This is a genomic window from Acinetobacter sp. 1207_04, assembly GCF_052850415.1.
This window is the reverse complement of record NZ_VXCQ01000020.1, coordinates 19,811-46,242: the sequence shown is the minus strand read 5'-3', so window position 1 is coordinate 46,242 and position 26,432 is coordinate 19,811. Positions and strand designations below refer to the sequence as shown.

General features: G+C 38.4%; 29 protein-coding genes. 20 read left to right on the top strand and 9 right to left on the bottom strand.

All coding sequences use genetic code 11. From position 1 onward, the window contains the following. The first annotated feature begins 2 nt into the window (after positions 1 to 2). Positions 3 to 398, top strand: coding sequence for a hypothetical protein (locus tag FW754_RS15080; RefSeq protein WP_409512576.1), 396 nt, complete (start codon positions 3 to 5; stop codon positions 396 to 398). Between the two features lie 204 nt (positions 399 to 602). Beyond that, positions 603 to 1,199, top strand: a complete 597-nt coding sequence (locus FW754_RS15075; protein WP_446325096.1) for a LysE family translocator — start codon at positions 603 to 605, stop codon at positions 1,197 to 1,199. 16 nt (positions 1,200 to 1,215) lie between these two features. Here the strand turns inward: FW754_RS15075 and FW754_RS15070 are convergent, their stop codons facing one another. Next, positions 1,216 to 1,854, bottom strand: coding sequence for a DedA family protein (locus FW754_RS15070; protein ID WP_409512574.1), 639 nt, complete (start codon positions 1,852 to 1,854; stop codon positions 1,216 to 1,218). Between the two features lie 190 nt (positions 1,855 to 2,044). On the opposite strand from FW754_RS15070, the gene FW754_RS15065 reads away from it, so the two are divergent. After that, positions 2,045 to 2,461 carry a DoxX family protein gene (locus FW754_RS15065; protein ID WP_409512573.1) on the top strand — a complete coding sequence of 139 codons (417 nt, stop codon included), beginning with the start codon at positions 2,045 to 2,047 and terminating at the stop codon, positions 2,459 to 2,461. 166 nt (positions 2,462 to 2,627) lie between these two features. Then, positions 2,628 to 4,196 carry a glutamine-hydrolyzing GMP synthase gene (gene guaA / locus FW754_RS15060; protein ID WP_409512572.1) on the top strand — a complete coding sequence of 523 codons (1,569 nt, stop codon included), beginning with the start codon at positions 2,628 to 2,630 and terminating at the stop codon, positions 4,194 to 4,196. Positions 4,197 to 4,230: 34 nt separating this feature from the next. Here the strand turns inward: guaA and FW754_RS15055 are convergent, their stop codons facing one another. Then, positions 4,231 to 5,856, bottom strand: coding sequence for a hypothetical protein (locus FW754_RS15055; RefSeq protein ID WP_446325095.1), 1,626 nt, complete (start codon positions 5,854 to 5,856; stop codon positions 4,231 to 4,233). Between the two features lie 117 nt (positions 5,857 to 5,973). Continuing rightward, complete coding sequence (dcm, locus tag FW754_RS15050) at positions 5,974 to 6,981, bottom strand: DNA (cytosine-5-)-methyltransferase (RefSeq protein WP_446325094.1); 1,008 nt, start codon at positions 6,979 to 6,981, stop codon at positions 5,974 to 5,976. Positions 6,982 to 7,346: 365 nt separating this feature from the next. Between dcm and FW754_RS15045 the strand changes: the two genes are divergently transcribed. The 4 genes from FW754_RS15045 to FW754_RS15030 all read left to right on the top strand — a co-directional run bounded on the left by FW754_RS15045 (position 7,347) and on the right by FW754_RS15030 (position 10,183). Continuing rightward, a complete protein-coding gene (locus FW754_RS15045; protein ID WP_446325093.1) occupies positions 7,347 to 8,297 on the top strand; it encodes a pirin family protein in 951 nt (316 codons plus the stop codon). A gap of 114 nt (positions 8,298 to 8,411) precedes the next feature. Next, positions 8,412 to 8,810: an OsmC family protein gene (locus FW754_RS15040; protein WP_446325092.1), complete on the top strand. Its 399-nt coding sequence runs from the start codon at positions 8,412 to 8,414 to the stop codon at positions 8,808 to 8,810. Positions 8,811 to 8,923: 113 nt separating this feature from the next. Continuing rightward, positions 8,924 to 9,565 (top strand): glutathione S-transferase family protein, encoded by a 642-nt coding sequence (locus FW754_RS15035; protein ID WP_446325091.1) that lies wholly within the window; start codon positions 8,924 to 8,926, stop codon positions 9,563 to 9,565. A gap of 6 nt (positions 9,566 to 9,571) precedes the next feature. Continuing rightward, a complete protein-coding gene (locus FW754_RS15030; protein WP_446325090.1) occupies positions 9,572 to 10,183 on the top strand; it encodes an alpha/beta fold hydrolase in 612 nt (203 codons plus the stop codon). 60 nt (positions 10,184 to 10,243) lie between these two features. Here the strand turns inward: FW754_RS15030 and FW754_RS15025 are convergent, their stop codons facing one another. Both FW754_RS15025 and argS read right to left on the bottom strand, forming a co-directional pair. Then, positions 10,244 to 10,846, bottom strand: a complete 603-nt coding sequence (locus FW754_RS15025) for an SPOR domain-containing protein (RefSeq protein ID WP_409512564.1) — start codon at positions 10,844 to 10,846, stop codon at positions 10,244 to 10,246. Between the two features lie 107 nt (positions 10,847 to 10,953). Continuing rightward, positions 10,954 to 12,753 carry an arginine--tRNA ligase gene (gene argS, locus FW754_RS15020; protein ID WP_446325089.1) on the bottom strand — a complete coding sequence of 600 codons (1,800 nt, stop codon included), beginning with the start codon at positions 12,751 to 12,753 and terminating at the stop codon, positions 10,954 to 10,956. A 179-nt stretch (positions 12,754 to 12,932) separates the two neighbouring features. Between argS and FW754_RS15015 the strand changes: the two genes are divergently transcribed. The 3 genes from FW754_RS15015 (at position 12,933) to FW754_RS15005 (ending at position 15,649) form a co-directional block, all read left to right on the top strand. Further along, complete coding sequence (locus tag FW754_RS15015; RefSeq protein ID WP_409512562.1) at positions 12,933 to 13,202, top strand: DUF2798 domain-containing protein; 270 nt, start codon at positions 12,933 to 12,935, stop codon at positions 13,200 to 13,202. 213 nt (positions 13,203 to 13,415) lie between these two features. Further along, positions 13,416 to 15,113, top strand: a complete 1,698-nt coding sequence (locus FW754_RS15010; protein ID WP_446325088.1) for an NAD-dependent malic enzyme — start codon at positions 13,416 to 13,418, stop codon at positions 15,111 to 15,113. 143 nt (positions 15,114 to 15,256) lie between these two features. Next, positions 15,257 to 15,649 (top strand): hypothetical protein, encoded by a 393-nt coding sequence (locus tag FW754_RS15005; RefSeq protein ID WP_446325087.1) that lies wholly within the window; start codon positions 15,257 to 15,259, stop codon positions 15,647 to 15,649. Positions 15,650 to 15,727: 78 nt separating this feature from the next. Here the strand turns inward: FW754_RS15005 and FW754_RS15000 are convergent, their stop codons facing one another. Further along, positions 15,728 to 16,651 carry a Dyp-type peroxidase gene (locus FW754_RS15000; protein WP_446325086.1) on the bottom strand — a complete coding sequence of 308 codons (924 nt, stop codon included), beginning with the start codon at positions 16,649 to 16,651 and terminating at the stop codon, positions 15,728 to 15,730. A 163-nt stretch (positions 16,652 to 16,814) separates the two neighbouring features. Between FW754_RS15000 and FW754_RS14995 the strand changes: the two genes are divergently transcribed. Next, positions 16,815 to 17,435 (top strand): LysE family transporter, encoded by a 621-nt coding sequence (locus FW754_RS14995; protein WP_446325085.1) that lies wholly within the window; start codon positions 16,815 to 16,817, stop codon positions 17,433 to 17,435. 437 nt (positions 17,436 to 17,872) lie between these two features. Here the strand turns inward: FW754_RS14995 and znuB are convergent, their stop codons facing one another. The 3 genes from znuB to FW754_RS14980 are packed head-to-tail and all read right to left on the bottom strand — an operon-like array spanning position 17,873 to position 19,935. Then, positions 17,873 to 18,673, bottom strand: coding sequence for a zinc ABC transporter permease subunit ZnuB (gene znuB / locus FW754_RS14990; protein ID WP_409512557.1), 801 nt, complete (start codon positions 18,671 to 18,673; stop codon positions 17,873 to 17,875). 3 nt (positions 18,674 to 18,676) lie between these two features. Beyond that, positions 18,677 to 19,456, bottom strand: coding sequence for a zinc ABC transporter ATP-binding protein ZnuC (gene znuC / locus FW754_RS14985; RefSeq protein ID WP_409512556.1), 780 nt, complete (start codon positions 19,454 to 19,456; stop codon positions 18,677 to 18,679). Continuing rightward, positions 19,438 to 19,935 (bottom strand): transcriptional repressor, encoded by a 498-nt coding sequence (locus tag FW754_RS14980; RefSeq protein ID WP_409512555.1) that lies wholly within the window; start codon positions 19,933 to 19,935, stop codon positions 19,438 to 19,440. The genes znuC and FW754_RS14980 overlap by 19 nt, the downstream gene beginning before the upstream one ends. Before the next feature lie 138 nt (positions 19,936 to 20,073). Here FW754_RS14980 and FW754_RS14975 point away from each other — a divergent pair, with 138 nt between their 5' ends. From FW754_RS14975 to atpG, 8 genes are all read left to right on the top strand, one after another. Next, on the top strand, positions 20,074 to 20,916 hold the full coding sequence (locus FW754_RS14975; RefSeq protein ID WP_446325084.1) for a metal ABC transporter solute-binding protein, Zn/Mn family: 843 nt from the start codon (positions 20,074 to 20,076) through the stop codon (positions 20,914 to 20,916). Positions 20,917 to 21,086: 170 nt separating this feature from the next. Beyond that, entirely contained in the window at positions 21,087 to 21,479 is a 393-nt protein-coding gene (locus FW754_RS14970; RefSeq protein WP_409512553.1) for an ATP synthase subunit I, read from the top strand. 112 nt (positions 21,480 to 21,591) lie between these two features. Next, a complete protein-coding gene (gene atpB / locus FW754_RS14965) occupies positions 21,592 to 22,467 on the top strand; it encodes a F0F1 ATP synthase subunit A (RefSeq protein WP_409512552.1) in 876 nt (291 codons plus the stop codon). A gap of 80 nt (positions 22,468 to 22,547) precedes the next feature. Then, positions 22,548 to 22,802, top strand: coding sequence for a F0F1 ATP synthase subunit C (gene atpE / locus FW754_RS14960; protein ID WP_107008918.1), 255 nt, complete (start codon positions 22,548 to 22,550; stop codon positions 22,800 to 22,802). A 38-nt stretch (positions 22,803 to 22,840) separates the two neighbouring features. Then, positions 22,841 to 23,311, top strand: a complete 471-nt coding sequence (locus tag FW754_RS14955; protein WP_409512551.1) for a F0F1 ATP synthase subunit B — start codon at positions 22,841 to 22,843, stop codon at positions 23,309 to 23,311. A gap of 11 nt (positions 23,312 to 23,322) precedes the next feature. Continuing rightward, the gene (locus FW754_RS14950) at positions 23,323 to 23,859 is read left to right on the top strand and encodes a F0F1 ATP synthase subunit delta (protein WP_409512550.1); all 537 of its coding nucleotides are present in this window, start codon (positions 23,323 to 23,325) and stop codon (positions 23,857 to 23,859) included. Between the two features lie 63 nt (positions 23,860 to 23,922). After that, positions 23,923 to 25,467, top strand: coding sequence for a F0F1 ATP synthase subunit alpha (gene atpA / locus FW754_RS14945; RefSeq protein ID WP_409512549.1), 1,545 nt, complete (start codon positions 23,923 to 23,925; stop codon positions 25,465 to 25,467). A gap of 89 nt (positions 25,468 to 25,556) precedes the next feature. Beyond that, positions 25,557 to 26,426 (top strand): F0F1 ATP synthase subunit gamma, encoded by an 870-nt coding sequence (gene atpG / locus FW754_RS14940; RefSeq protein WP_409512548.1) that lies wholly within the window; start codon positions 25,557 to 25,559, stop codon positions 26,424 to 26,426. Positions 26,427 to 26,432 lie beyond the last annotated feature (6 nt).

The window sequence follows — 26,432 nt, the reverse complement described above, 5'->3', positions numbered from 1 at the left end:
CAATGAAAACCATCAACTGGAGTCTATTGGCTCTTTCAGCGGTATTGATGACAGGCTGTGCGACAACGGTTAAACCGACTTATGTTTCTCCTACTCAATATCAAGCGATGAATTGTGCACAATTGGCACAGGAATTCGATCGTATTCAGCAATATATTAACAATGGTGTACAGCCACCGAAAAGTAAAGGTATGGGTGTTGGTCTTGGTTTAGGTGGTGGATGGGGAAGTCATGGTGGTTGGGGCTTTGGTCCATCTATTTCAGTGAATATGGGGCAGTCTAGCAATACCAAAAAAACCGAATTGGGTCGTTTGTATGGTGAGCAAGATGCACTATCACAAGCTGCTCAATTTAAAAACTGTCCTTATATTCCCAAACGCCAAGAAGTGAAAAAATAATTGATAGGCAGACTTTTAGTGAAAGATTAAGAGTCTGCTTAACAATGGAAATGTTTCAAAATTTATTGATTAAAAATCAGTATATTAAAATAATAATTTTATATTTGATGAGAGTGTAACCCATTTTAAATTGGGTATTTTCCTTGTTTTTTTTACCGTATTTCGTTTAAGGTGTGCCTCGCTTTAAATATTTTTGCACGCTTTATGATCGAAAGTTGGTTCTTTGTTGTCGCGTTATTTGCCGTTCTACTGATTCCAGGACCAGCAAATGCTTTACTTGCCAGTTCTGCATATCATCAAGGTATTGCTAAAACCATTCATTTAATTCCGGCTGAAATTTTGGGTTATTTGTATGGCATAGCCATGTGGGCATTGTTGATTCATTTGAGTATGCCTGTGTGGCCAAATTTGATGCATTGGCTACATTTTATGAGTGCAATTTACGTGATGTGGCTAGCATTCCATTTATGGAAATCATCACAGTTAAGAAAACAAAGTCAGCTCAATTTATTGTTCAAGCCAAGTAAAGTTTTTATTCATACCCTTAAAAATCCAAAAGTTATTTTATTGACGGTTGGTGTACTTCCTGTGGAAACATGGGATTCTTTGGGGAGTTACGTCTTTATTATGGGGATTGTTTGTTTAAGCCTTTTGCCTTGCGCATTGTTCTGGATGTATTTTGGACGAGAATTATTGGCAGGAAAATTAAAGCAAATAAGCACCGACCAAATATATAAAGGGTCGGCGTTGCTATTGATGATTTGTATGTTGCCTGTGGTGTATCGTATTTTTATGGCTTAAGTAAACTTAAAGGATTTTAAGCTTCTTTTTTAGCAAAAAATTTATGACGAATATAGCCAATAATGCCCGGTAAAATGCTCAAGAAAATAATACCAAAAATCAAATGAGTAAAATTATCTTTAACAATTGGCATATTGCCAAATAAATAACCCAAAGTAATAAAAGAACCGACCCAACAAATGGCACCAATAACATTAAAGGTGAGGAAAAATTTATAATTCATGCTGCCTGCACCAGCGACAAAAGGTGCAAAGGTACGAGCAAAAGGAATAAAGCGAGCAAATATAATGGTTTTACCACCGTGGCGTTCAAAAAATTCAGATGTTTTAATTAAATGTTGCTTGTTAATCCATCGGGATTCGATTTCAAACACACGCGGACCAATATATTTACCAATGTGATAGTTTAGCGTGTCACCTAAAACAGCGGCGATAAACAATAAAATGATTAAAACGACAGGATCCATTGCACCTGTAGAGGCTGCTAATGCACCCGCAGCAAATAATAGGCTATCGCCAGGTAAAAATGGCATCACCACTAAACCTGTTTCCACAAAAATAATTAAAAATAAAATGCCGTAGATCCATACGCCATAATTTTTAATAAATTCAAAAAGGTGTTCGTCTACGTGTAAGATAAAATCAATTAAATCCATGGGACTAAAACTATGTGAAATTGTGCACAAAGCCTAGCAGTATGAGCAGGGAAAGTCAGTATGAAAAACTAAATAAATTCCGTCGATATCGTTGCATATTTAATACGATGGATACTAATTTCATATATTTATTCATTTTCTAATCAGATTAAAATAGCTTCAATTCTTAAATAATGAAAAGAGTTTTACCATGTTTAATCCCAATGTTGTTGTTAAAAATATAGTCAATCAACCGACTGCTCAAGCCGTCTTGGCATTACTTGCACGTATTCTTATGGCGTACATTTTTATTGTTGCTGGCTACGGCAAGCTTACAGCATATAGTGCAACTGTTGGGTATATGGAAGCGATGGGTGTTCCAGGTGCAATGTTACCATTGACTATTTTTGTTGAGCTAGGCGGTGGTTTGGCATTGCTTTTCGGTTTTCAAGCGCGTTTTGCCGCATTGGGTTTAGGTATTTTTAGTATTATCACGGCATTTTTATTTCATGGTGGTGCAGATGATGCCACTAACTTTATGAAAAATATAGCAATGGCAGGTGGTTTGTTTTACTTGATGCTGTATGGTGCGGGTAAGTTCAGTATTGATCATGCAATTGAGAAATAATTTGTAAAATAAGTCAGTAAATAAAAGCGCAATTTAGCGCTTTTATTTACTTGAAATAAATCATCTTTTTCTTACAAAATACAAGAGTGATGAATACAGTGCGTCTTGCACTGAAAAATGCTAGAATATGGCGCTTAAATCCATTTGCCTGCATAGTTGTATAGCCATGACGACCAATACTCAAATTACTGAAGATCGTATCCTGATTTTGGATTTCGGTTCTCAATATAGCCAGCTGATTGCACGCCGTGTTCGTGAAGCGGGTGTATATTCAGAAATGTACGCATTCGATATGTCAGAAGATGACATTCGTGCATTTAACCCAAACGGGATTATCCTTTCAGGTGGTCCAGAAAGTGTTTATGAAGCTGGTAGTCCACGTGCTCCTGAAGTTGTGTTCAACTTAGGCGTACCTGTATTGGGTATTTGCTATGGTTTGCAAACCATGTCAGAACAACTTGGTGGTAAAGTAGAACCAGGTGATGTTCATGAATTTGGTTATGCCGAAGTCGACATTCAAGTGCGTGACAAACTGATTGGCGATCTTGAAGATGGTAAAGACCAATTAAAAGTGTGGATGAGCCACGGTGACAAAGTCACTGCAATTCCAGCAGGTTTCCAAGTAACTGCAAGTACGCCAAGCTGCCCATTTGCAATGGTTTCTGATGAAGAACGTCGTTTCTATGGTATTCAGTTCCACCCTGAAGTGACTCATACTGCAAAAGGTGAGCAAATCATTTCTAACTTCGTTCACAGCATTTGTGGATGTCGTAACCTTTGGAACTCTGAAAACATCATTGATTTACGTGTTGAGCAATTACGTCAACAAATTGGTGATCAAAAAGTTCTTTTAGGTCTTTCAGGTGGCGTAGATTCATCTGTTGTTGCTGCGCTTTTACACCGTGCAATTGGCGATCAATTGACATGTGTATTTGTAGATAATGGTTTACTTCGTTTGAACGAAGGCGAGCAAGTGATGGATATGTTTGCGAAGAACATGGGTATCCGTGTGATTCGTGCCGATGCTGAAAACCGTTTCTTAACTGCGCTTAAAGGTGAAGTTGATCCTGAAGCGAAACGTAAAATTATTGGTCGTGAATTCATCAATGTATTTGCTGAAGAAGCACGTAAGCTTGATGGTGTAAACTTCCTTGCACAAGGGACAATTTACCCTGACGTAATCGAATCTGCTGCAACCAAAAATGGTAAAGCACATGTGATTAAGTCGCACCATAACGTGGGTGGTTTACCAGAAGATTTAGCATTTGAATTGGTTGAGCCAATTCGTGACTTGTTTAAAGATGAAGTTCGCCGTTTAGGGACAACTTTAGGTCTTCCTTTCGAAATGCTTTATCGTCATCCATTCCCAGGTCCAGGTTTGGGTGTGCGTATTTTGGGTGAAGTGAAAAAAGAATATGCTGATATTTTACGTTTAGCCGATGACATTTTCATGCAAGAACTTCGTGCAAGCGGTTGGTATGACAAAACTGCACAAGCATTTGCTGTATTCCAACCTGTTAAATCAGTTGGTGTTGTAGGTGATGGTCGCCGTTATGCATGGGTCATTGCGCTTCGTGCTGTTGAAACTGTTGACTTTATGACAGCTCGTTTTGCTCATCTTCCATACGACTTAGTAGACAAGATTTCTACTCGTATCATGAATGAAATTGCTGATGTTTCACGTGTTGTTTATGACGTGTCTTCTAAGCCACCAGCTACAATTGAATGGGAGTAATTTCCGCAGGAAATTACCAAAATAAAAAAGACGCTTAGGCGTCTTTTTTATTTTTAGCTACCCATCCGATTGCATCTTGAGGGGGATTTTCTTCATCTATCCAAATAAATTCTAGACCAATTCCTCTCGTTTCATCTTTAAATTTAGTTAATCTAATTCCATTTATACCAATATCATTTAACTTATCTAAGGTTAATAATTCTCTTTCTTTTAATTGAAAAACTTCCCATAAGATCCATTTCCCTAAAATATCTTGATTGGTAATTGACTGAATCGATTTTCCTGCTTCTTGATTAATATAAGCTTCTATCACATTCCCTGAAGGAATAAATTCAAGTTTAAACTTACGTTCTGTTGTAGTTGGTAATGCTAATGTTTTGCCATCACTGAGAAAAGTACCAATGTCTTTTCCAAAAAAATTTGGTTTTTGTGTGTGGAATTGTTTTGAGTCTGGGATAGGGATATACATTTCTGTTGAAGACCGAAAAACTAAATTTTCGATATCCTCTAATAATTCCTTATTTTTTATTTGTCGAATAAATGTTATTAAATTGGTTCTTAGCTCTTTACGCTCTTTAATTTTAGATTTACCTCTCCAATCCTTTAACAAAATTGATTTAAGTTGATTCACAGTAAAATCTAATTCTTGTGTTGAAATTTTATTTTTATATTTAGTTTGAATTTGAGTAATACTTACTTTTCTGTCTTCTTTTCCAAGTTTTGTCGATCCATCAAAAGCATTATATCCTGAACTTTCTTCTAATTTTCCTAACTTATTAGGTATCATCCAACATACTGAATCTATTATAGTAGTGTCATTACTTTTTATTTGAATAGAAGCAGTTTTATTACCTTGTAAAATATTAAAAAGATGTAAATTTTCAAAAAAATAGAAAGGATCGTCATGATAATTTATATCCCATGTTTCTAGTACAATTTCTTTGTTTTTGAAATCCATAAGTAGTTGACTATCTGATGAAGTATATCGATAGTTATGTTGACCATCAGTAAATTCAAAATTTTGAGGGTGCCTATTATTTTTTTCATTTTTAATAATTTTGATATGGTTAATATCAATCGGTAAATAAGATATCTGTCCTACTAAAATTTGAGGTTGATTTTTATTTTTGAATGGCATTAAAACATGATAAATACTATCGATATTAACCCCAGCACCGTTAAATCCTTTAATTTGTGCTTTAGATGAAGCAATTCGAGCATTTCTTAAATTTGCTACTTTGGTAGCTAAATTTTTGTATAAATCTTTATTTAATTTATTTGCTTCATTGTGTTCTAGGTTTTTGACATTCATTTTAATATTAGAGAGTAAAGTTGACCAATCATCATATGCACTATCACTTTTAAATTGGGCAATTTTTTGATATCCCGTTGTATAGCCAAAAGATTTGATACCTATTAAATATTTTTTATCATTATCTAATTTAATAGAAGCATCGAAAGATGTATTTGCTATGTCTTCGCTTAAGGCATCAAAAGCTTTCTGAAATGCTGTTTCTTGAAATTTGGAATTGATGATAGGAGTAATATCATTGTCGTTTGATTCAGATGATTTTTGCGAAAATACTCTGCTTAAACTAGCAAAGTTTGTAATTAATAATTTATATTTTTCTTTTTTTTCAATTGAAAGTTCTGACCACATTACTTTTATTCCAAATAAATGCTTATACTGTTTGAAATATAATAATTTTTATAAAATAAAGATATCAAAATTTATACATGATTCCTGAAAATTCAAGAATCATGTATTAAATGAACATTATGAATTAAGGACTTCCAAAATCTTTTCCCCAATTCGTTGAATCAATGGCATAGTGACAGAGTTACCTGCCTGCATATATAAAGCACTATTTGCCATTTTTTCAGGAAAAACCATTTTATCTACAGGGTAGCCTTGAAAAGCAAAACACTCTTTCGGGGTAAGTTTACGGATCCCAAAATCATCAACCAATAACGGCACATTATGACCACCTGCACCCATATTTGCTGTTAAAGTTGGGCAAACATTACTCTTATTTTCACGAACATAGACACGACGCCACTGATATAAAGTATCACGAGAAGTCATACTTTCTTTCAATGTAGGATAATACATGTGATCAGGTTTGTAATAATACTTCTGATCAACTTTTTCTGTTTCTAGAAAATCATGAATGGTTTTCGTCAGTGGAATTGCTTCAGGAAATTGAAACTCGGCATGATTAGGAACAAGTGCTTCATTAAACGCTACAATAAAAATACGTTCACGGTTTTGCGGTACATTGGCATGAGTCATACTATTTAAAACTTGAAAATAGACTGCATAACCAAGCTCTTTTAACGTATTTTTAATGACTTCAAATGTATTGCCTTTATCGTGAGAAATTAAATTTTTTACATTTTCTAAAAAAATTACACGAGGTTGGTGTCTTTCTGCAATATCTACAATATCGAAAAATAATGTCCCACGTGTTTCATTAAAACCTTTTTGATTACCCGCAATAGAAAAGGCTTGGCAAGGAAAGCCACCACATAAAATATCAAAATTTTGAGGGATTTTTTCTTTAGTGTCATTTAATGTGATATCGCCATCTGGTTTTTCACCATAATTTTGAAAGTATGTCTCTTGAGCATTTTTATTCCATTCACTACTAAAAACACAGCTACCTTTTAAATTTTGCAAAGCCATTCTAAATCCACCTACGCCTGCAAAGAGGTCAATGAATTTAAATTGAGTATTAGCCTGTTCAGCAAATTGAACATTGACTAGCTGAGGCTGAGCTTGCATTAATGGTCTCACGATGTAAGGTAAAAAATAAATTTTCTGATAGTAAGCTATATTAAAGTAATTTGCAGCATTTGATGTTAGGTTTTACGAATATTGTTAAAAATAATGGATGGGTTCTGTTTTTGATTAGCTTTTTTAGGACGATTTTTTTAAAAAGCAAAGTTAAACCAAAGAAACCCTGCAAATCAAAACTGGACATAGTTCAAACGATTTACAATAAAAACAAAACTGTTATTGTCCTATAAACGGGTTTCATCGTATTAACATACGAGTAGGACAATGCAGGCTGAACCGCTAAGATGAAGTGAAATAGGATGTTGCTCGCCTCAACATCCTGAGCTCGTGAACAACTTTAGGATAATAATATGACCAATACCCATGACACTGAAATTTCCCATTCGGATGACTGTGAAAAGTACGTGAATAAATTTATTCAAGACTTTCAAATTCGTTCTGCGGAAATTGGCAAAGGCACAGTCATTAAACGTGCACTACCAAGCCGTGAAAAACGCATGATTGGCGCATGGTGCTTTCTAGACCATGCGGGTCCAGTTCATTTTAAACAAGGTGAAGGGCTTGATGTTGGACCACATCCGCATATTGGTTTGCAAACCTTTACATGGATGATTGAAGGCACGATGTTGCATAGCGACAGTCTTGGAACAGTAGATCAGCTGATTCGTCCAAAACAAGTTAACTTAATGACGGCAGGTCATGGTATTTCGCATACCGAAGTCGCACCTGTAACTGAAACTAAAATGCATGCTGCACAGCTTTGGATTGCATTGCCAGATGCCAAAATTAATATGGCACCGCAGTTTGATCACTATCCAGAATTGCCTGTAGTAGAAAAAGATGGCGTTGAATTTACCATTCTTGTCGGTGAGTTTTTAAATACGACATCACCTGTAAAAGTACATACAGAACTTTTAGGTGTGGACTTAACGGCGAAGGAGAAAACAAAAACACGTTTAAGTTTAAATCCGAAATTTGAATATGCATTTATGGCATTGGAAGGTACAGCAGTGGTGAATGGTCATGAACTTGACCAAGATAATCTTGTTGTTCTTGAGCCAGGTTTGACTGAACTTGATATTGAAATTCATGCAGGCGGTCGCATCTTATTGCTCGGTGGTGAACCATTTGAATCACCAATTTTACTGTGGTGGAACTTTGTGGGTCGTACCCAAGAAGAATTACGTATTGCCCGTGAACAATGGATCAATAAAGATCCTCGTTTTGGCAGTATTCCAAGTTATATAGGTGAAAGCTTAAAAGCACCAGTATTCCCAGATAGTATGCGCCCATCAAAATAACTCGGTTATGTATTAATAATTTATATTTCAATAAGTTATATTTTAAAAGTTAGTGGCTTTATTTGGAATTTAAAGCCACTGATTTTGAATAATTAAAAATAAAGGATAATGATCATGGGTACAATTGCCACTGCAAAAGTAAAAAGCTTGCCTGAACCATGGGCAGGTGAAATCATCAGTCATAAACATCAATTTATTACAGATAAACCTGAATCGTTTGGTGGTCAAGACAAAGGTCCTGCACCGTATGACTTTATTTGTTCAGGTCTAATTTCATGCACCATGATCACCTTGCGTATGTATGCAGAACATAAAGGTTTTGATTTGGGCGAGTTTACGGTAGAAGCAAATTTTAAAGCCAACAAAGAAGGCAAGGAATGGATTGAACGCCGTTTGTCTTTTGTCAGTCCTTTGGATGAAGAGCTGAGTGCAAAAATCCTGGCGGTTTGTCAAAAAACGCCTGTCACCAAGACTTTATTGCGTAGTGTTGAAATCAATACATCTATTGTTTAAGCAATTGATTAATGAATAAATTTGAAAAATATAGATGCCATTTTGTACAAAACAGGGTGTCATTTTTTAATCTCTTTAGGTTATATTGAAAGAAACCTAAAGAGATCACAATAATGATTACACTACATCATCTAGAACAGTCACGCTCACTCCGTATTATTTGGGCGTTAGAAGAGTTGGGTGTGGAATATCAAATTAAGCACTACAAACGTTTACCCACTTTTGCTGCACCGCCTGAGTTAAAAGCTATTCATCCTCTAGGTAAATCACCTGTATTGACCGATGGTGATCTGACGATTGCTGAATCTGCCGTAATCCTCGAATATTTACAGGCTACTTACGACAAAGACAATAAATTTAAACCTCAAAATCCTAAAGATTTAATGCAATACAATTATTGGATGCATTATGCAGAGGGTTCACTCATGCCTTATTTGGTCATGACGCTAGTGATGACCAATATGCCAAAGCATGTTCCTTTTATTATTCGACCTATTGCAAAGAAAATTTCAGATGGAGTGAAAGGTGGTTTTATCAATCCACGATTAAAAGAACATACAGCTTTTCTCGAAGATTATTTTTCCAAAAATGAATATGCAGCAGGGCAATTTTCCTTTGCAGATATTCAACTGAGTTTCCCTGTGGTTGCGATGCAAGAGCGAATTAAAGGAAATAAGCCACAAATTGTTGCCTATGCTGAAAGAATACAGCAACGTCCAGCCTTTCAAAAAGCCAAAGCCAAAAGTGGTTTTTAGATCTAAATGAATATGATTTTTTTACCGGGTGCATCGGGTAATACTGAATTTTGGCAACCGCTAATGGATTTATTACCTGAACAAGATGGCAAAACCGTTATTGCTTACCCGAGTTTTGGTGGTTATGGCGATCATGCCGATGTAAATAATTTTTTAGATTTACAGCGCTATGTCCTAGATCAAATATCACAGCCTTCGATCATTGTTGCACAGTCAATGGGTGGCATATTTGCTGTTCAAGCTGCTTTGCAAAAGCCCGACCTTGTTGATGCTTTAGTTTTAGTTGCGACATCGGGCGGAGTTGATTTAAGCTCTTTTAATGTTGCCGATTGGCGACAGGACTATCAACAGACATTTGATGTACCTGATTGGTTTGTACAGCCTCAGGTTTATTTGGATAATTTGCTGTATAAAATTGAATGTCCTGTATTGTTGATTTGGGGGGATGCCGATCCCATTAGTCCTGTCGCGATTGGACAGTACTTACATGGAAAAATCATTTTGTCTGAACTTCATGTAATTCAACAAGGGCAACATGATTTGGCACAGCTACATGCTGATCAAGTAGCATTTTTACTTCAGGCATTTATTGAAAAAATTATGTCAATCGAAGAATAAAGTGCAATAAAAAAAGATGCCGAGGCATCTTTTTTTATTTAAGGTCTGTATTAAGCAAGATTAGCGTTTCACCACAATCGAGTCGATACCGCTATGTTGCAAAGTTTGTTGTGCCATCACCGCTGCATTTTCAGAAGCATATGGTCCTGAAATCACACGATACCAAACCTTATTTCCTTCAGAACTTTGTACAACATCGGCTGAAAGACCATTCAAAATAATTTCAGCACGGCGAGCATCGGCAGCATCAGGATCATCATAGCTTTTCACCTGTAAAATAAATTCAGGTTGTTGGACTACAGGCGCTTGCTCATTCGCATCTACACTCGTATTGACCTCTTCAGTTTTTGCTGGAGCTTCAATAATTAAAGGCTGTTGCTGTGTTTTAGTTTCAGGCACAGCTTGTTCAGGAATAGGCGTGACTTGTTGCTGCGGAAGTAGGTCATAAAAACGGTAGTCTTTATTGGTATCTTCCTGATAATGCGGTGACGTCACTGTATTGTTGCGTGGTTGTACAGGTGCCCAAGGTTTCCACAGGAGCAATGCCACTGCAAAACTTAACACGATTAAAATGACCACGAGCATGCCTAACCATTTTGGTATGAGTGGCTTTTTCGGTTTATTCGGTCTTTCTGATACACCGCGTTGCGTTTTTCCAAACACGAGGAACCTCTAATTATTTTTAAACATCGGGTTTAAGCATAATTTTGCTTTAGCCCGATGTAAAGTAACGATTTATTGTATTACTGATGTATCAAAGAGTACTTTGCTTACATGCTTTCAGGAGCAGATACGCCAAGCAATGTTAAACCATTTCGAAGCACTTGCTGTACGTTTAATGATAACAGTAAACGTGCTTGTGATAATGTAACATTTTGATCATCAATGAATTTGATACCATCTTGCGCATACCAACCATGGAACAGGGCAGCCAATTCTTTCAGGTAATTACCAATTTGATGTGGTTCATAACTATTGGCAGCACGAACTAAAACTTCAGGATAAGCAGCAAGCTTCGCTAAAATTTCAGTTTCAGTGTCTAAAGTTAATAAGTTTGCGTGTTCACGAGCAGTAGCAACATTTAGCTCAAGATTTGAAGCTTGTGCTTTTTGCAAAATACGTTGAATACGTGCATGCGCATATTGAATGTAATACACGGCATTATCTTTGCTTTGTGACACAGCAAGGTCTAAGTCAAAGTCAATGTGTTGTTCAGATTTACGCATTACATAGTAAAAACGTGCGGCATCAATACCCACTTCTTTGCGTAAATCACGTAAAGTCACAAATTGACCTGAACGAGATGACATTTGCACCATCACGCCACTGCGCCACAAGCTCACAAACTGAACTAACAATACCGTTAATTTTTTAGAGTCATAACCCATCGCATCAATTGCTGCTTTTACACGAGCAATATAACCGTGGTGATCTGAACCCCAAATATCAATGATATCGGTATAGCCACGTTGTAATTTATTTAAATGGTATGCAATGTCAGAGGCAAAATAAGTGGTTTGACCATTACGACGTTTCACTACACGGTCTTTTTCATCACCAAATTCAGTCGATTTAAACCAAATGTTGCCATCTTTTTCATATAGGAAGCCACGTTGATCAAGCGTTTGTAATGCTTCATCAATTTTTTCAGTCAAAGATGCTTCACTGAACCATTTGTCAAAAGTTACGCCAAATTCACCAAGGTCATCTTTAATGTCATCTAAAATTGCATGTAAAGCTGCTTGATGGAAAACGCGGTAACCTGCATTTAAATGGTTTTGAGCATTGTGGATTAAACCATCAATATGCTTTTCTTTGTCGCCTGAAAGGACAACTTTATTCCCTTCAGCATCAAGCTCAGCGGCATATTGAACATCTTCAGGTACATCTTTATAAATGTCAGCCACAGGACGGACATATGCATCGCCATCTTTATCAATAATGCTTTGTGCGATTTCTTTAACATAATCACCTTGATAAGCATTTTTCGGGAAAACGAGTTCCTGACCTGTCAATTCTAGGTAGCGTAAATAAGTTGAAGTTGCAAGAATGTCCATTTGACGACCTGCGTCATTGACATAGTACTCACGGTCAACGGTTGCACCAGTTGCTTCAAGTAAGTTGGCAACCGTCATACCGTATGCTGCACCACGACCATGTCCTACGTGTAGGCTTGAAGTCGGATTTGCAGATACAAATTCAACTTGAATGCGTTTTGCTGCATTGACGGTTGTTTGACCAAACTGATCTTTCTGTATTTGAATTTGGTCAAGTACAGCAAAGCGTTGATCTGCATTTAAAAAGAAATTGATAAAACCTGGACCTGCAATTTCTGCTTTAGAAATATCAGCAACTTCAGGCAAATTTGCGAGAATTTTATCAGCCAAATCACGAGGTTTCATACCCGCAGCTTTAGATGCAATCATCGCAATGTTGGATGCAAAGTCACCATGACTTCGATCTTTAGTTCGCGTCAGGATACTCGTGTTGTTCCAATCAGATGGAAGTGTCCCTTCAGCTTTTAGGGACTGTACTGCATGATCAAGAGCTGCTTGTATGGCCGTATTCATAATCTATCGAGAAATAAATGTCGCAGAAAAACGCTAAATATAGCAAATTTCGAGGTCTTTAGGTGAATGCATTTTACAGAATAAAACTTATCCGATAGATAAATGTGATGGTTAAAGCATATTCGTTGATGATCTTATACAATACGGTACAAAATGATCTAATTTAGCTAGAGCGTGATATGTCTGAAAATCGTCCAATGATTGTGGGGAATATTCCAAAACTTCCCGCAAAATATGCCATGTGGATTATGCCTTTATTCTTATCATGTTTGATGAGTGGTATGGTGTCACTCATCAATCTAATCTTGAATGTTGGGTTAAGTGGACATTTTTTTAAGAAATGGTTGTCGGCTTGGTTGATCTCATGGGTTGTGGCTTATCCTGTTGTTCTTATAGTTTTGCCTTTGGTGCGAAAATTGACAGGTATACTTGTAGATATGCGTGATTAGAAGCATCATGTTTTAAAAAATAAAATAACCGAGTGTAAAATGTACAATTTTAAAAATATGATGGATTTATCATTCTGTAAAATATATGGCATATCATTATCACGTATCTAAATACCCATTTGCTTCAAAATAGGCTTAAGCTTGTCAGAAATTAAAGTTGTATTGGATTAAATCCTAAACGTATAGAGGCGTTTTAGGTCGATGAGAATGGAAATGACCACTGAAAATTTAAATAGATATCCGCTGTATATTCACTATGCAGGCAATGCTTTGCTTGAACTCCCTTTACTCAACAAAGGCTCAGCTTTTACTGAAAATGAGCGCACTTCTTTTAACTTACATGGTTTGATTCCGCATGTTATTGAAAGTATTGAAGAGCAAAGTCAGCGTTCATATCAGCAATATTGTTCATTTAATGAAGCGATCAATAAGCATATTTATTTGCGTAATATTCAAGACACCAATGAAACATTGTTTTATCACCTCATTGAAAATCATCTCAGTGAAATGATGCCTATTATTTACACGCCAACGGTGGGTGAGGCTTGTCAGCGTTTCTCAGATATTTATCGCCGTCATCGTGGTGTCTTTATTTCTTATCCTGACCGTAAACACATTGATGAGATTATTCATAACGTCAATCGTAAAAACGTCAAAGTGATTGTAATCACTGACGGTGAGCGTATTTTAGGTTTGGGAGATCAAGGTATTGGTGGTATGGGTATCCCAATTGGGAAACTATCACTTTATACTGCGTGTGGTGGTATTAGCCCTGCATATACACTACCAATCACACTTGATGTGGGTACAAATAACCCACATTTGCTGAATGACCCAATTTATATGGGTTGGTCTCAGCCTCGTATTAGTGGTGATGAATATTATGCATTTGTTGATGAGGTCATTCAGGCTGTCAAACGCCGTTGGCCAAAAGCTTTAATTCAGTTTGAAGATTTTGCACAGAAAAATGCGATGCCTTTATTGCAAAAATATCGTGATAAAATCTGTTGTTTTAATGATGATATTCAAGGTACAGCAGCCGTTTCTGTTGGTACGCTGATTGCAGCAAGTCGAGCAGCAGGCAAGCAGCTTAAAGACCAAGTGATTGCCTTTTTGGGTGCTGGGTCGGCAGGTTGTGGTATTGCAGAGCAGATTATTGCGCAAATGGTGGCGGAAGGTTTAACCGATGCACAGGCACGCTCACAAGTGTATATGGTTGATCGCTTTGGTTTACTCACTGAAAATCAGCCAAATTTACTCGATTTCCAAAGTCGTCTTGTGCAGAAACTCAGTGTAGTTGATGGTTGGGCAAGTGCAGATAATATTATTTCATTGCTTGATGTAGTGAAAAATGCCAAACCAACTGTGTTAATTGGCGTGTCGGGTCAGCCAGGTTTATTTACTGAAGAAATTATTAAGACCATGGCAGCGCATTGTGTAAATCCAATCGTTTTACCGTTATCTAATCCAACTTCACAAGTCGAAGCTGTACCTGCAGATATTATTCACTGGACGGAAGGTCGTGCGCTCATTGCAACAGGTAGTCCATTCTTGCCTGTAACTTATCATGGGCAAATCTACAATATTTCACAGTGTAATAATTCATATATTTTCCCAGGTATTGGCTTGGGCGTGGTCGCAGTAGGTGCGACTCGTGTAACCGATAAAATGTTGATGGTTTCAAGTACAGCATTGGCAGATTGTTCGCCAAAATTGACAGATCCATCTGCGGACTTATTACCAGATTTAAATGAGTTACAAGCTGTTTCTCGTATTATTGCATTTAAAGTTGCAAAAGCGGCAATTGAAGATGGTGTTGCTCCGCAAATCAGCGATGAGCAAATTCAGGAAAGTATTGAACAGAATTTCTGGAAACCTGAATATCGTAGTTATCGTCGTGTGCCGTTCTAAAGCAGGATCAGGTATCTTTTCAATGTTCATTTGAATGTTGTTTTAAAAGCAGTATCGGCAGGTACTGCTTTTTTATTTTGAATTTTAAACATACTATAAAAATGGCATTGTAAAAATGATTTGAAAATAAGGGGGGAAGGTTAATGTTAAAAACAGTCAGTATCGTGTTAATGGTGGCAATGGGTTTGGTGGCTTGTGATGGGGCTGAGCAAAAACAATCAAATGAACAAAAAGTGAATGTTAGTGAAACAGCATCTCGAACTGAACAGTCAAAGCCAATCGGTACTTCTAAAACCTTGTGCGATACAGTGAATGTTGAGCAATGGTCAGGTTTTGATGAGGCAGAAGAAGAGCCAAAGTGCCAAGTGATTAAGGCTTATCAGTTATCATCGTATCATTGTGATATTTCAAAAAATGCTTTTGGCTTTGAGCAGGATGCAGCATTCATCGAAAGTGGTGAGCATCGTATTTTTGCATATTCAAATGATGAAATTTGCCGTAAAGCCTTGGATGTTCGTAATTCAAATGCGCCTTGATCAAGAGCATTGATATATGTGAAAAATAAAAAACTCCCTGTGACGATAGTGTGACAGGGAGAAATTTTATAAATTTTTTTATTCTTCACCGAGAATTTCGGTCAGTAAATCTTCGCTTGGAGCAAAATAATAGGCACCATCAACGGCTGTAGTGAAGTGCAACAAACGATCATGGACTCCGTCACCTGTTGTACCAAACATATGTTTTAGCATGTCATCTATAATACTGAGATTTTTGGTATATGCGATAAAGAATAGTCCTTTATCACCTTGACCATCACCATAGGGTAAAGAATGGCGTAAAATTTCTTGCTCCTCACCTTTTTCATCTTCAATAACAACACGGGCAATGTGCGCATTTTCAGGTTTAACATCGTCGTCCATTTCAATGCTTTCAAGTTTAGAACGACCAATCACATGCTCTTGAGCATCTACTTTTAAACGTTTCCATTTGTCTAAAGCATGAACATAGCGTTGTGCAAAAACAAACGAACCATCTGCAAAAATACCTGCATCCTCACCTAAAAGTGTAGTTTCAGCACGATCATCATGGAATTGTGGGTTTTCAGTACCATCAATGAAACCTGTTAAATCACGTCCATCAAGATAACGGAAGCAAACACGTTCATCTAAAACGTCGACTTGATCTTGAATTCCTTCAAAAAAAGCTTGGCTGAGTGCAAAACATAAATCTACACGTGCAGAAGCAATATGAATGATGACATCGGCAGGAACGACGGGCATATTAAATGCACCATTTACAGGATCAAGTTGTTTGAAACCTGTTGGAGTCTGTTCGTGAAGTTGTGCCCAAAGTGTGGGACCAAAAGCAACTGCTGTTTTTACTTCTGCGCTCGGGTGTTGTCCAATAAGGCGGTCACGTGTAGAAAATAGAGTATTCAGTTGTTGTTTAAGGTCTTCAATCGACAAATTTTTTAAATTTAAAACAATAAAGCGTGCATGGTTTGAAGGTAAGGGTAAAATGACAGATTGTGCGGTCATATAAAATGAGTCCTTGAATTTATGAGCAATATTTTTAATCTATTGTGCATGATATAGGAGAAGTTAGACAGTTTTTGTGGATGGTTTTTTAAATCAAATTCATCGAAAAATACCACAATAAAGGCATATAATTGCTTGTTTCGTATTCTCCTGAAAAATAATTATGTCGTTTCAAATTTGGCTTGCATATATGGCTGCATGTTGGGTGATTAGTGTATCACCCGGTGCGGGGGCAATTGCTTCAATGTCGAGTGGTTTAAATTATGGTTTCCGTCGTGGGTATTGGAATGTCATTGGGCTGCAAATCGCACTTTTGGTTCAGATTTGTATTGTGGCAGCCGGGGTAGGGGTTTTATTTTCGACAACACCATGGGCTTTTTTAGTGGTGAAATGGTTTGGGATCTTGTACTTATTGTATCTTGCTTACTTACAATGGGCAGCACCAGCACAATCTATTGATATTCAATCGGAAAAAAAATTAAAGTCGATTCCTAAAATTATTTTGCATGGTTTTATTGTCAATATTAGTAATCCGAAGGCGATAGTTTTTCTATTGGCAGTTTTGCCCCAATTCTTAGATTTATCGAAACCACAGTGGATTCAGTATGTGATTATGGCTGTAACAATGGTTACGATTGATATGATTGTCATGGCGGGTTATACAGGCTTAGCGGCGAAAGTTTTACGCTTATTGAAATCGCCAAAACAGCAAAAAATTATGAATCGGACTTTTGCTGTGCTATTTAGTTGTGCGGCAGGTTTATTGAGTCTGGTACATCAGTAAACATTATAGGTTTTTGAGTGTTGATTTGAGTGCTTTTATAATTAGTGTTGTCATTAAAATGTCGGTATATTTTGAATGTCAGGAAGATTAAAAATTATAGATTTATCTGATGAAGCTGATCCTCTAAGTCCAAAATATAGGGTCTGCCTTTTTACTGGAACGTGTATTTTAGTTTGTTTAACATGATGTTAAACGTTGACCAAATCGCTGAACCTAAATATCTGTAAGCTTTTGAATATCAATATACCTTGTTCTTAAATTATAAATAAAACATGAAAATATTCTGATTTAAAAACAGGACATTAAAGGATCATTTTTTGTTTTATGGAAGAGACCTATTGGCTTTTTTGACGAGATTGAAATTTGGGAAAAATGCATGCTCGATTCGTATTTGATGAATCCAAGCATGTCGTCGTTCACTTCTAAGATTAATCGTTTTAAGCCATTTTTTTAAATTTTTGAATAATAAAAATAATGGCAAACAATAATGACATGGTTAAAACAATGGTTAAGCCTGTAGAAGTATCTAAGCCCGCACTTGACCATAAGCCGACAGTAATACCGAACTGAGCAATAATGAACGCACCAATCATCATTTGTTTAGGTGAATGTGAAAGTAAACGTGCGGCTAGGGCAGGAATGACTAATAATGCACCCATCAATAATGAACCGACTGCACGTAAAGCAAGTACCGTAAATAAAGCCAAGAGCATCATAAAAACAAGGCGTTGCCATTTGGCATTCACACCTTCACTGACCGCAATATCGGGATCAATTGCAATTTGAATCTGTGCTTGCCAATTTTTATATAAAATCGCGAGTGCAACAACAATAACTGTAGCAAACATAGGTAAATCAGACCATTCAATGGTGAGTAAGTCACCAAATAAATAGCTGAGCAATTCAGGACGTAAGGCAGGTAAATGTTGAATCAGCAGTAAACCTGAGCAAAGTAGCGTTGCTGAACAGAGAGCAAGTAATGCATCGTTGGGTAAACGAGGATCATGTAACACCCACAAAACGGCAACAAGTAAAACAGCCGTGAATGTCACGCCAATCCATAACGGTAGACTTAGAACTGCAGCCAGAGCCACACCGAGCAATGTGCCGTGTGCCATGGTATCTGCAAAAAAAGACATTCTACGCCATAACATTAAACAACCGAGAGGGGCGGTTAAAAACACCAATAACGTGCCCATAATCCATGCAGGTAATAGCAGTTGTAACCATTCCATCATGGATTAAGCTTCCGGTTCTGGGTGAATGTGAGGGCGAGGGTCATGCAGACAAGGTGTTGCAGTATCGCCATGTGCACAATGATTGTGATGATGTTGATAAAATGCCCGATTTGTACCAAAAAGTGCTTGGTACTCGGGATGTTGTTGAATACTATCAGGTAGACCACTACAACAAATATGCTTGTTCAAGCACACGACACGTTGCGTACCTTGCATGACCCATTGCAAATCGTGGGAAACAATTAAAACAGAGCAATTGTAACGTTCAGGCAGACTACGTACATAATCATAAAGCTCAGCTTCAGATTGAATGTCTAAGCCTTGCATTGGCTCATCAAGTACTAGAATGTGAGGTTGGCGAAGTAACGCACGAGCCAATAAAACCCGTTGGCGCTCACCGCCTGACAGTTGCTGAACTTTCGATTCAAGTAGCTTTGCAATACCCGTATCTTGCACGATTTCAGCTTTAATCACAGAATCACATTTCTCAAGATTGAGTAAATCTTTTACTCGTAACGGCAAGCTATGAGATGGATTAAATTTTTGTGGCACATAAGCCAGCTTCAGCGATTTTTTATTTTGAATTTGACCTGAAGAGGGCTTGGTAATACCCAGAATCACTTTAATCAGCGTAGATTTACCTGCACCGTTTGGACCAATGAGCGTGACAATTTCATTTTCATGAATTGAAAAATCAACATTTTTTAAGATGTCACGTTCGTCAATGCGGACATTGATCTGATTCAACTGAACCAGAGGTGGCGTTAAGCCTTGTTCGAGCATTGCTGACAAATTCCAGAAATTTCAATAATACTGTGGTGTGCTTTGAATTGATCAGATGCCGCCAAATGATCTAACTCTTGAATCAATCCTTTTGCAGATGCCTCTTTTACAATATGACATTGGCTACAAATTAAAAATGCAGCCTGATGCCCTGCACGGGGGTGGCAACACGGAATATATGAATTAATGGAGGTTAGACGGTGGATCAGACCCTTTTCAAGTAAGAAGTCCAAAGTACGATAGACTGTCGGTGGGGCAGCGGGGCGGTCAGATGTACCTTTGAGTTTAGCAAGTAAATCATAAGCGCCGACAGGACCTGATGCATTTAAAATGAGCTCGAGTACTTCTTTACGTAATGGAGTAAGACGAGCGCCTGTTGCTGTACACAAGGTTTCTGCTTCATCTAGGCGAGCTTCAATATTATGATGATCATGAACGCCGTGCAAAGTATCATGATGTTCGTGTGAACATAAGCTCATAACAGACCCTCTGGATTTCTTTTAAATGAAGAGACAATCGAATATCTTAACATGAAGCCATAACTTCTTACGAATGGCATAGGTATTTTTTCATATTTGTTATATTATAACATGAAAATATTTTGGTAATTTCTCGTCATGAAACGCTTGTTGGCTTTTCTGCTGTGTGCTGTTCTAAGTGGTATGGCATGGGCTCAATCTCCTTTGGTTATTTCTACTCATCCTATTTATCTGATTGCCAAGAAAATTACACAAGGTGTCGAAACACCAGAGTTGTTGTTGGGAAATCAGTCAGGACATGATGTACAACTTACACCAGCACACCGTAAAGCCATTCAAGAAGCAGGCTTGGTGATTTGGTTGGGGCAAGCACATGAAGCTCCACTCGAAAAAGTGCTCGGTGAAAGTAATAAAGCGATTGCAATCCTCGATTCAGGCATCATTCAAGCATTGCCTTTACGTAGCACTCGTGGTGTGGCAATTAAAAATACCATTGATACTCATGTTTGGCTTGATCCAAACAATGCTGTTCGTATTGGTTTCTTTATTGCAGCATTACGTTCACAGCAATATCCTGAACATAAAGCGATGTATTGGAATAATGCCAAAAGTTTTGCCCGTGAAATGATTTTAGCATCACAGAAATTTACTACATCAGGTAATCCCAAACCGTATTGGGCATTTCATGATGCATACCAATATTTAGAGCGCCCATTAAACTTAAAATTTGCAGGTGCTTTAACAGATGATCCGCATGTTGCTGCTACTGTTGCGCAGATTAAATATTTAAATGACACACGCCCAGTTACAAAAATGTGTCTGCTTGCAGAAGGTAGTGCAACCCCTGCGCAATACAGTAAATTAGGCAATATTGCTTTTCAGGCTGTAGATGAAACTTTAGCAAAATATCAAGATTTTGTGGTTGCATGGCAAAGTTTGGCAAAAGAAACACAAGCCTGTATATATAGTGCACGGAAATGATGCAAAAAATAAGCATCAATTGTACAGATCGAAAGCAATGTCGCGTTTAAAAAAACACGACTAAGATCGGGAAAAGATTGCATGTTCAGGGGTGTAACCCTATAATGCCTGCGATTAAAAACGATCATCAGCTAAACTTGTCAAGCATTTATGCTGTGAGTGAGTAAAAAATGAGCCGAGCCAATCGCATGATTGACCGACGATTAGCGAAAGCTTTGGTCCTTTTACAAGCACTAATGATTCCTGTTTCAGCCTTGATTGCTTGGGTAATCAAAGATACTACAGCCGCACTCAGTGCAGCTTTAGGGGCTTTGGTCTGTTGGCTTGCCTGCAGTTACTTTTCATGGCAATCATTTCGGGCTGCGGGAGCACGTGCATCCAAACAGGTTCTGATGAACATGTATCAGGGCATGATGGGCAAATTTGCAATAGTGATCGTTGGTTTCATTTTGATTTTAAGCAATGTTAAGCCGTTGTCAGCGGTTGCATTGTTTTGTGGTTTCATTCTTGTTCAGTGTATGTCGTGGTTTGCGCCTTTATTGGCTGCACGATTACAAAAATAGGCGTAGAAACAACAAAAAATGAAGTTTTTTTAGAACTTTAACGAGATATCAAGCAGCACGCGATGTTCGTTAAAGTTCTAATTTAGTATTTGACATTAACCAGGTGTGATTTATGGCTGCTGAAGAACATACCCTTACCTCGTCTGAGTATATTCAGCATCACTTGACCAACATGACTTATGGCAAAATGCCAGACGGTACGTGGAAGTTGGCTGAGACTGCTGCTGAAGCTAAAGATATGGGGTTCACTGCTATTCACTTGGATTCGATGGGTTGGTCAATCGGTCTTGGTCTGATTTTCTGTTTGTTATTTTGGATGGTAGCGAAAGCTGCAAATGCTGGTATCCCTGGCAAATTCCAATCTGCAATTGAGATGATTATCGAGTTTGTTGACTCAAGCGTTCGCGATACATTCCATGGCAAATCACGCTTAATTGCACCACTAGCATTAACCATTTTCGTGTGGATTTTCCTCATGAACTTAATGGACTTAATCCCAGTTGACTTTATCCCGTATACAGCTCAATTGATCGGTGCACACGTATTTGGTATGGATCCTCATCACGTTTACTTTAAAATTGTTCCAACTACTGACCCTAACGTAACTTTGGGTATGGCATTGTCAGTATTTGCATTAACTATTTTCTATAGTATTCGTGAAAAAGGACTTGTAGGCTTTGGTGCAGAATTTGCACTTAACCCATTTAACCCAAGTAACCCATTGCTAAAAGCTTTACTTATTCCTGTAAATATCTTACTTGAACTTGTAACTTTTATTGCACGTCCAATTTCATTGGCACTTCGACTGTTCGGTAACATGTATGCAGGTGAGTTAATCTTCATCTTGATCGCGTTACTACCTTTCTGGGTACAATGGGCGTTGTCTGTGCCTTGGGCGATCTTCCATATTCTTATTATCACGTTACAAGCATTCATTTTCATGATGCTGACTATCGTGTACATGAGTATGGCTACCGAAAAGCATTAATGAATATGGCTCAGCTGCACTAAGGCGGTTGAGCTACAGTTTTTTTGTTTGATTTAAACTCAACCTCTGAGGATTTTTTCATGGATTTAGTAGTTGGCTTATCTGCTGTTGCAGCTGCCCTTTTAATCGCGTTTGGCGCATTAGGTACTGCAATTGGTTTTGGTCTTTTAGGTGGTCGCTTCCTTGAAGCTGTAGCTCGTCAACCAGAACTTGCTCCACAACTTCAAACTCGTATGTTCTTAATCGCGGGTCTTCTTGATGCTGTGCCTATGATCGGTGTTGGTATTGGCTTGTTCATTATCTTCGCAAATCCGTTCATCGGCTTATTGGGTTAATTCGCTACATTCCGAAATCAACTATTTGAGGAATAGCAATGAATATCAACCTCACATTGATTGGCCAAGCGATTGCATTTGCGATGTTTGTCGCATTCTGCATGAAGTTTGTATGGCCACCACTAATCAGTGCGATTAGTGAGCGTCAGCGTAAAATCGCTGATGGCTTAAATGCTGCTGAAAAAGCGAAAGCTGACCTTGCGGATGCGCAAGCTCAAGTTAAAGCTGAAATTGATGCAGCGAAAGCACAAGCAGCTCAGTTGATCGAGCAAGCGAACCGTCGCGGTGCGCAATTGGTAGAAGAAGCGCGTACTCAAGCATCTGCTGAAGGTGAGCGTATTCGTCAACAAGCGAAAGATGTTGTTGATCAAGATATCAATGCTGCTCGTGAAGAATTACGTCAACAAGTTGCTGCTCTTGCAGTTGCCGGCGCAGAAAAAATTCTGAACCAGCAAGTTGACGCAGAAGCTCATAATGCCATGCTGAATCAGCTGGCAGCTAAACTTTAAGCGAGGCGAATATGGCTGAATTCTTGACGTTGGCACGACCATACGCTAAAGCAGCATTTGCTTATGCTACTGAACAGAATGCAACTGACACTTGGTCAACTGTATTACAACTGCTCAGTGCTGCGGTGCAAGATGAAGCATTTTCCGCTTATTTAAGTCGCCCAGAGTTGACTCCTGCTCAGCAGGTCGAACTTTTTGCGAAAGTTTTAGGTGAACAACAAACTGCATCAGTGTCAAACTTTTTGACACTTCTTGCAGAGAATGGCCGTGTGGCTTTGTTACCTGAAATTGAAGCAGAATACGAACAACTTAAAGCACAGAACAACAACACTGTAGATGTCATTATTGAATCTGCATTTCCACTTGATGCTGTTCAAGAACAGAAACTGGTACATGCGCTCGAAAAGCGTTTTAACAGTGCTGTGAAAGCAACGGTAGAAGTGAATAAGGCATTAATTGCCGGTGTAGTTATTCGTGCTGGCGACCAAGTGATAGATGATTCTGCGCTTAGCAAGCTTGAAAAAATGCGAACACGTCTTCTTGCATAATGATTGATAAATCAAAATTGCATAAAAGAAGACTGAACATTAAAACGATTGAGGTATAGCGCAATGCAACAACTGAATCCATCCGAGATCAGTGCGCTCATTAAACAGCGTATCGGCGATCTGGACACCAGCGCGACCGCTAAGAACGAAGGGACCATTGTTATGGTTTCCGACGGTATTGTGCGTATTCACGGCCTAGCTGATGCTATGTACGGTGAAATGATCGAATTCGACGGCGGCCTATACGGTATGGCACTGAACCTAGAACAGGATTCAGTGGGCGTCGTTGTTTTAGGTAACTACTTAAGCCTTCAAGAAGGCCAAAAAGCGCGTTGCACAGGTCGTGTATTAGAAGTTCCGGTTGGTCCAGAACTTTTAGGCCGTGTAGTAGATGCTTTGGGTAACCCGATTGATGGTAAAGGCCCGATCGATGCAAAATTAACTGATGCTGTTGAAAAAGTAGCACCAGGCGTAATTTGGCGTCAGTCGGTAGATGAGCCTGTACAAACTGGTTATAAATCAGTTGATACAATGATTCCAGTTGGCCGTGGCCAACGTGAATTAATCATCGGTGACCGTCAAACTGGTAAAACAGCAATGGCGATCGATGCGATCATCGCTCAGAAACACTCTGGTATTAAATGTGTATATGTAGCAATTGGTCAAAAACAATCGACTATCGCTACTGTTGTGCGCAAGCTAGAAGAAACTGGCGCTATGGCGTATACAACTGTTGTCGCAGCAGGTGCATCTGATCCAGCAGCAATGCTGTATTTAGCTCCGTACTCTGGTTGTACAATGGGTGAATACTACCGTGACCGTGGTGAAGATGCGTTAATTATTTATGATGATTTGTCTAAGCAAGCAGTTGCTTACCGTCAAATTTCATTGTTATTACGTCGTCCACCAGGTCGTGAAGCGTATCCAGGTGACGTATTCTATCTTCACTCGCGTCTTCTTGAACGTGCTTCGCGCGTATCTGCTGACTACGTTGAGAAATTCACTAACGGTGAAGTTAAAGGCCAAACTGGTTCATTAACTGCATTGCCGATTATTGAAACTCAAGCGGGTGACGTATCTGCATTCGTACCAACAAACGTAATTTCGATTACTGATGGTCAGATTTTCCTTGAAACTTCATTGTTCAATGCGGGTATCCGTCCAGCTGTAAACGCAGGTATTTCTGTATCGCGTGTTGGTGGTTCTGCTCAGACGAAGATCATCAAAAAATTGTCTGGTGGTATCCGTACTGCTTTGGCGCAATATCGTGAATTGGCAGCATTTGCTCAGTTCGCTTCTGACCTTGATGAAGCAACACGTAAGCAACTTGAACATGGTCAACGTGTAACTGAATTAATGAAGCAAAAACAATATGCTCCATATTCAATTGCTGACCAAGCTGTTTCAGTTTATGCATCTAACGAAGGTTATATGACTGACGTTGAAGTGAAGAAAATCGTAGACTTTGATGCTGCGTTAATTTCTTACTTCCGCGCAGAACATGCGCCGTTAATGCAAAAAATTGACGAGACTGGTGCTTACGATAAAGAAATCGAAGCAGCATTCAAAGCAGGTATTGAGAAGTTCAAAGCGACTCAAACTTACTAAGTTTCAACCAGTTGAAATTTAGTGATGGTTTGGTTCACGGAATCAACCTTCGGAGGCTCGAAAGGGCCTTTGAATACTAGGTTTAGCGTATGGCAAATTTAAAAGAAATTCGCGCCAAAGTAGCTAGTATCAAAAGCACGCAAAAGATTACTCGAGCGATGCAGATGGTAGCAGCTTCTAAGATGCGTCGTGCGCAAGAGCGCATGGCTCAAGGCCGTCCGTATGCCGAAAATATGCACCGTGTAATTGCTCATTTGGTACAAGCGAACCCTGAATACAAACACCGTTATATGGTTGAACGCCCTGTTAAGCGCGTTGGCTATATCATTGTTTCTTCAGATCGTGGCCTTGCTGGTGGTTTGAACATTAACTTGTTCAAGAAAGTGGTTAAACACGTTCAACAGCAACAAGAGCAGTCAATTGAAGTTCAATTTGCTTTGATTGGTCAAAAAGCGGTTTCGTTTTTTAAAAACTACGGCGGTAAAGTACTAGGTGCGACTACGAATGTAGGCGATACACCAAGTCTTGAACAGTTGTCTGGCTCAGTACAAGTAATGTTGGATGCATTTGATAAAGGCGAGTTAGATCGTATTTATCTTGTATCTAATGGCTTTGTCAATGCAATGACTCAAAACCAAAAAGTAGAACAACTTGTTCCTTTGGCTGCGGCTGAAACGGAAGAAGGTCTAAACCGTCAATATGGTTGGGACTACTTGTATGAACCAGAAGCTGAAGAGCTATTAAATGGTTTATTGGTTCGTTATATCGAGTCAGTGGTGTATCAAGGTGTGATTGAAAATATTGCATGTGAACAATCTGCACGTATGGTGGCAATGAAAGCTGCAACCGATAACGCAGGCGACATCATCAAGAGCTTACAACTTATTTATAACAAGCTGCGTCAAGCCGCGATTACTCAGGAAATTTCTGAGATCGTTGGTGGTGCCGCTGCCGTTTAACATTAT

Excerpts from the sequence above, each read along its gene's own strand:
- FW754_RS15080 (WP_409512576.1), top strand. The coding sequence starts at position 3 with ATGAAAACCATCAACTGGAGTCTATTGGCTCTTTCAGCGGTATTGATG.
- FW754_RS15075 (WP_446325096.1), top strand. The coding sequence starts at position 603 with ATGATCGAAAGTTGGTTCTTTGTTGTCGCGTTATTTGCCGTTCTACTG.
- FW754_RS15070 (WP_409512574.1), bottom strand. The coding sequence starts at position 1,854 with ATGGATTTAATTGATTTTATCTTACACGTAGACGAACACCTTTTTGAA.
- FW754_RS15065 (WP_409512573.1), top strand. The coding sequence starts at position 2,045 with ATGTTTAATCCCAATGTTGTTGTTAAAAATATAGTCAATCAACCGACT.
- guaA (WP_409512572.1), top strand. The coding sequence starts at position 2,628 with ATGACGACCAATACTCAAATTACTGAAGATCGTATCCTGATTTTGGAT.
- FW754_RS15055 (WP_446325095.1), bottom strand. The coding sequence starts at position 5,856 with ATGTGGTCAGAACTTTCAATTGAAAAAAAAGAAAAATATAAATTATTA.
- dcm (WP_446325094.1), bottom strand. The coding sequence starts at position 6,981 with ATGCAAGCTCAGCCTCAGCTAGTCAATGTTCAATTTGCTGAACAGGCT.
- FW754_RS15045 (WP_446325093.1), top strand. The coding sequence starts at position 7,347 with ATGACCAATACCCATGACACTGAAATTTCCCATTCGGATGACTGTGAA.
- FW754_RS15040 (WP_446325092.1), top strand. The coding sequence starts at position 8,412 with ATGGGTACAATTGCCACTGCAAAAGTAAAAAGCTTGCCTGAACCATGG.
- FW754_RS15035 (WP_446325091.1), top strand. The coding sequence starts at position 8,924 with ATGATTACACTACATCATCTAGAACAGTCACGCTCACTCCGTATTATT.
- FW754_RS15030 (WP_446325090.1), top strand. The coding sequence starts at position 9,572 with ATGAATATGATTTTTTTACCGGGTGCATCGGGTAATACTGAATTTTGG.
- argS (WP_446325089.1), bottom strand. The coding sequence starts at position 12,753 with ATGAATACGGCCATACAAGCAGCTCTTGATCATGCAGTACAGTCCCTA.
- FW754_RS15015 (WP_409512562.1), top strand. The coding sequence starts at position 12,933 with ATGTCTGAAAATCGTCCAATGATTGTGGGGAATATTCCAAAACTTCCC.
- FW754_RS15010 (WP_446325088.1), top strand. The coding sequence starts at position 13,416 with ATGACCACTGAAAATTTAAATAGATATCCGCTGTATATTCACTATGCA.
- FW754_RS15005 (WP_446325087.1), top strand. The coding sequence starts at position 15,257 with ATGTTAAAAACAGTCAGTATCGTGTTAATGGTGGCAATGGGTTTGGTG.
- FW754_RS15000 (WP_446325086.1), bottom strand. The coding sequence starts at position 16,651 with ATGACCGCACAATCTGTCATTTTACCCTTACCTTCAAACCATGCACGC.
- FW754_RS14995 (WP_446325085.1), top strand. The coding sequence starts at position 16,815 with ATGTCGTTTCAAATTTGGCTTGCATATATGGCTGCATGTTGGGTGATT.
- znuB (WP_409512557.1), bottom strand. The coding sequence starts at position 18,673 with ATGATGGAATGGTTACAACTGCTATTACCTGCATGGATTATGGGCACG.
- znuC (WP_409512556.1), bottom strand. The coding sequence starts at position 19,456 with ATGCTCGAACAAGGCTTAACGCCACCTCTGGTTCAGTTGAATCAGATC.
- FW754_RS14980 (WP_409512555.1), bottom strand. The coding sequence starts at position 19,935 with ATGAGCTTATGTTCACACGAACATCATGATACTTTGCACGGCGTTCAT.
- FW754_RS14975 (WP_446325084.1), top strand. The coding sequence starts at position 20,074 with ATGAAACGCTTGTTGGCTTTTCTGCTGTGTGCTGTTCTAAGTGGTATG.
- FW754_RS14970 (WP_409512553.1), top strand. The coding sequence starts at position 21,087 with ATGAGCCGAGCCAATCGCATGATTGACCGACGATTAGCGAAAGCTTTG.
- atpB (WP_409512552.1), top strand. The coding sequence starts at position 21,592 with ATGGCTGCTGAAGAACATACCCTTACCTCGTCTGAGTATATTCAGCAT.
- atpE (WP_107008918.1), top strand. The coding sequence starts at position 22,548 with ATGGATTTAGTAGTTGGCTTATCTGCTGTTGCAGCTGCCCTTTTAATC.
- FW754_RS14955 (WP_409512551.1), top strand. The coding sequence starts at position 22,841 with ATGAATATCAACCTCACATTGATTGGCCAAGCGATTGCATTTGCGATG.
- FW754_RS14950 (WP_409512550.1), top strand. The coding sequence starts at position 23,323 with ATGGCTGAATTCTTGACGTTGGCACGACCATACGCTAAAGCAGCATTT.
- atpA (WP_409512549.1), top strand. The coding sequence starts at position 23,923 with ATGCAACAACTGAATCCATCCGAGATCAGTGCGCTCATTAAACAGCGT.
- atpG (WP_409512548.1), top strand. The coding sequence starts at position 25,557 with ATGGCAAATTTAAAAGAAATTCGCGCCAAAGTAGCTAGTATCAAAAGC.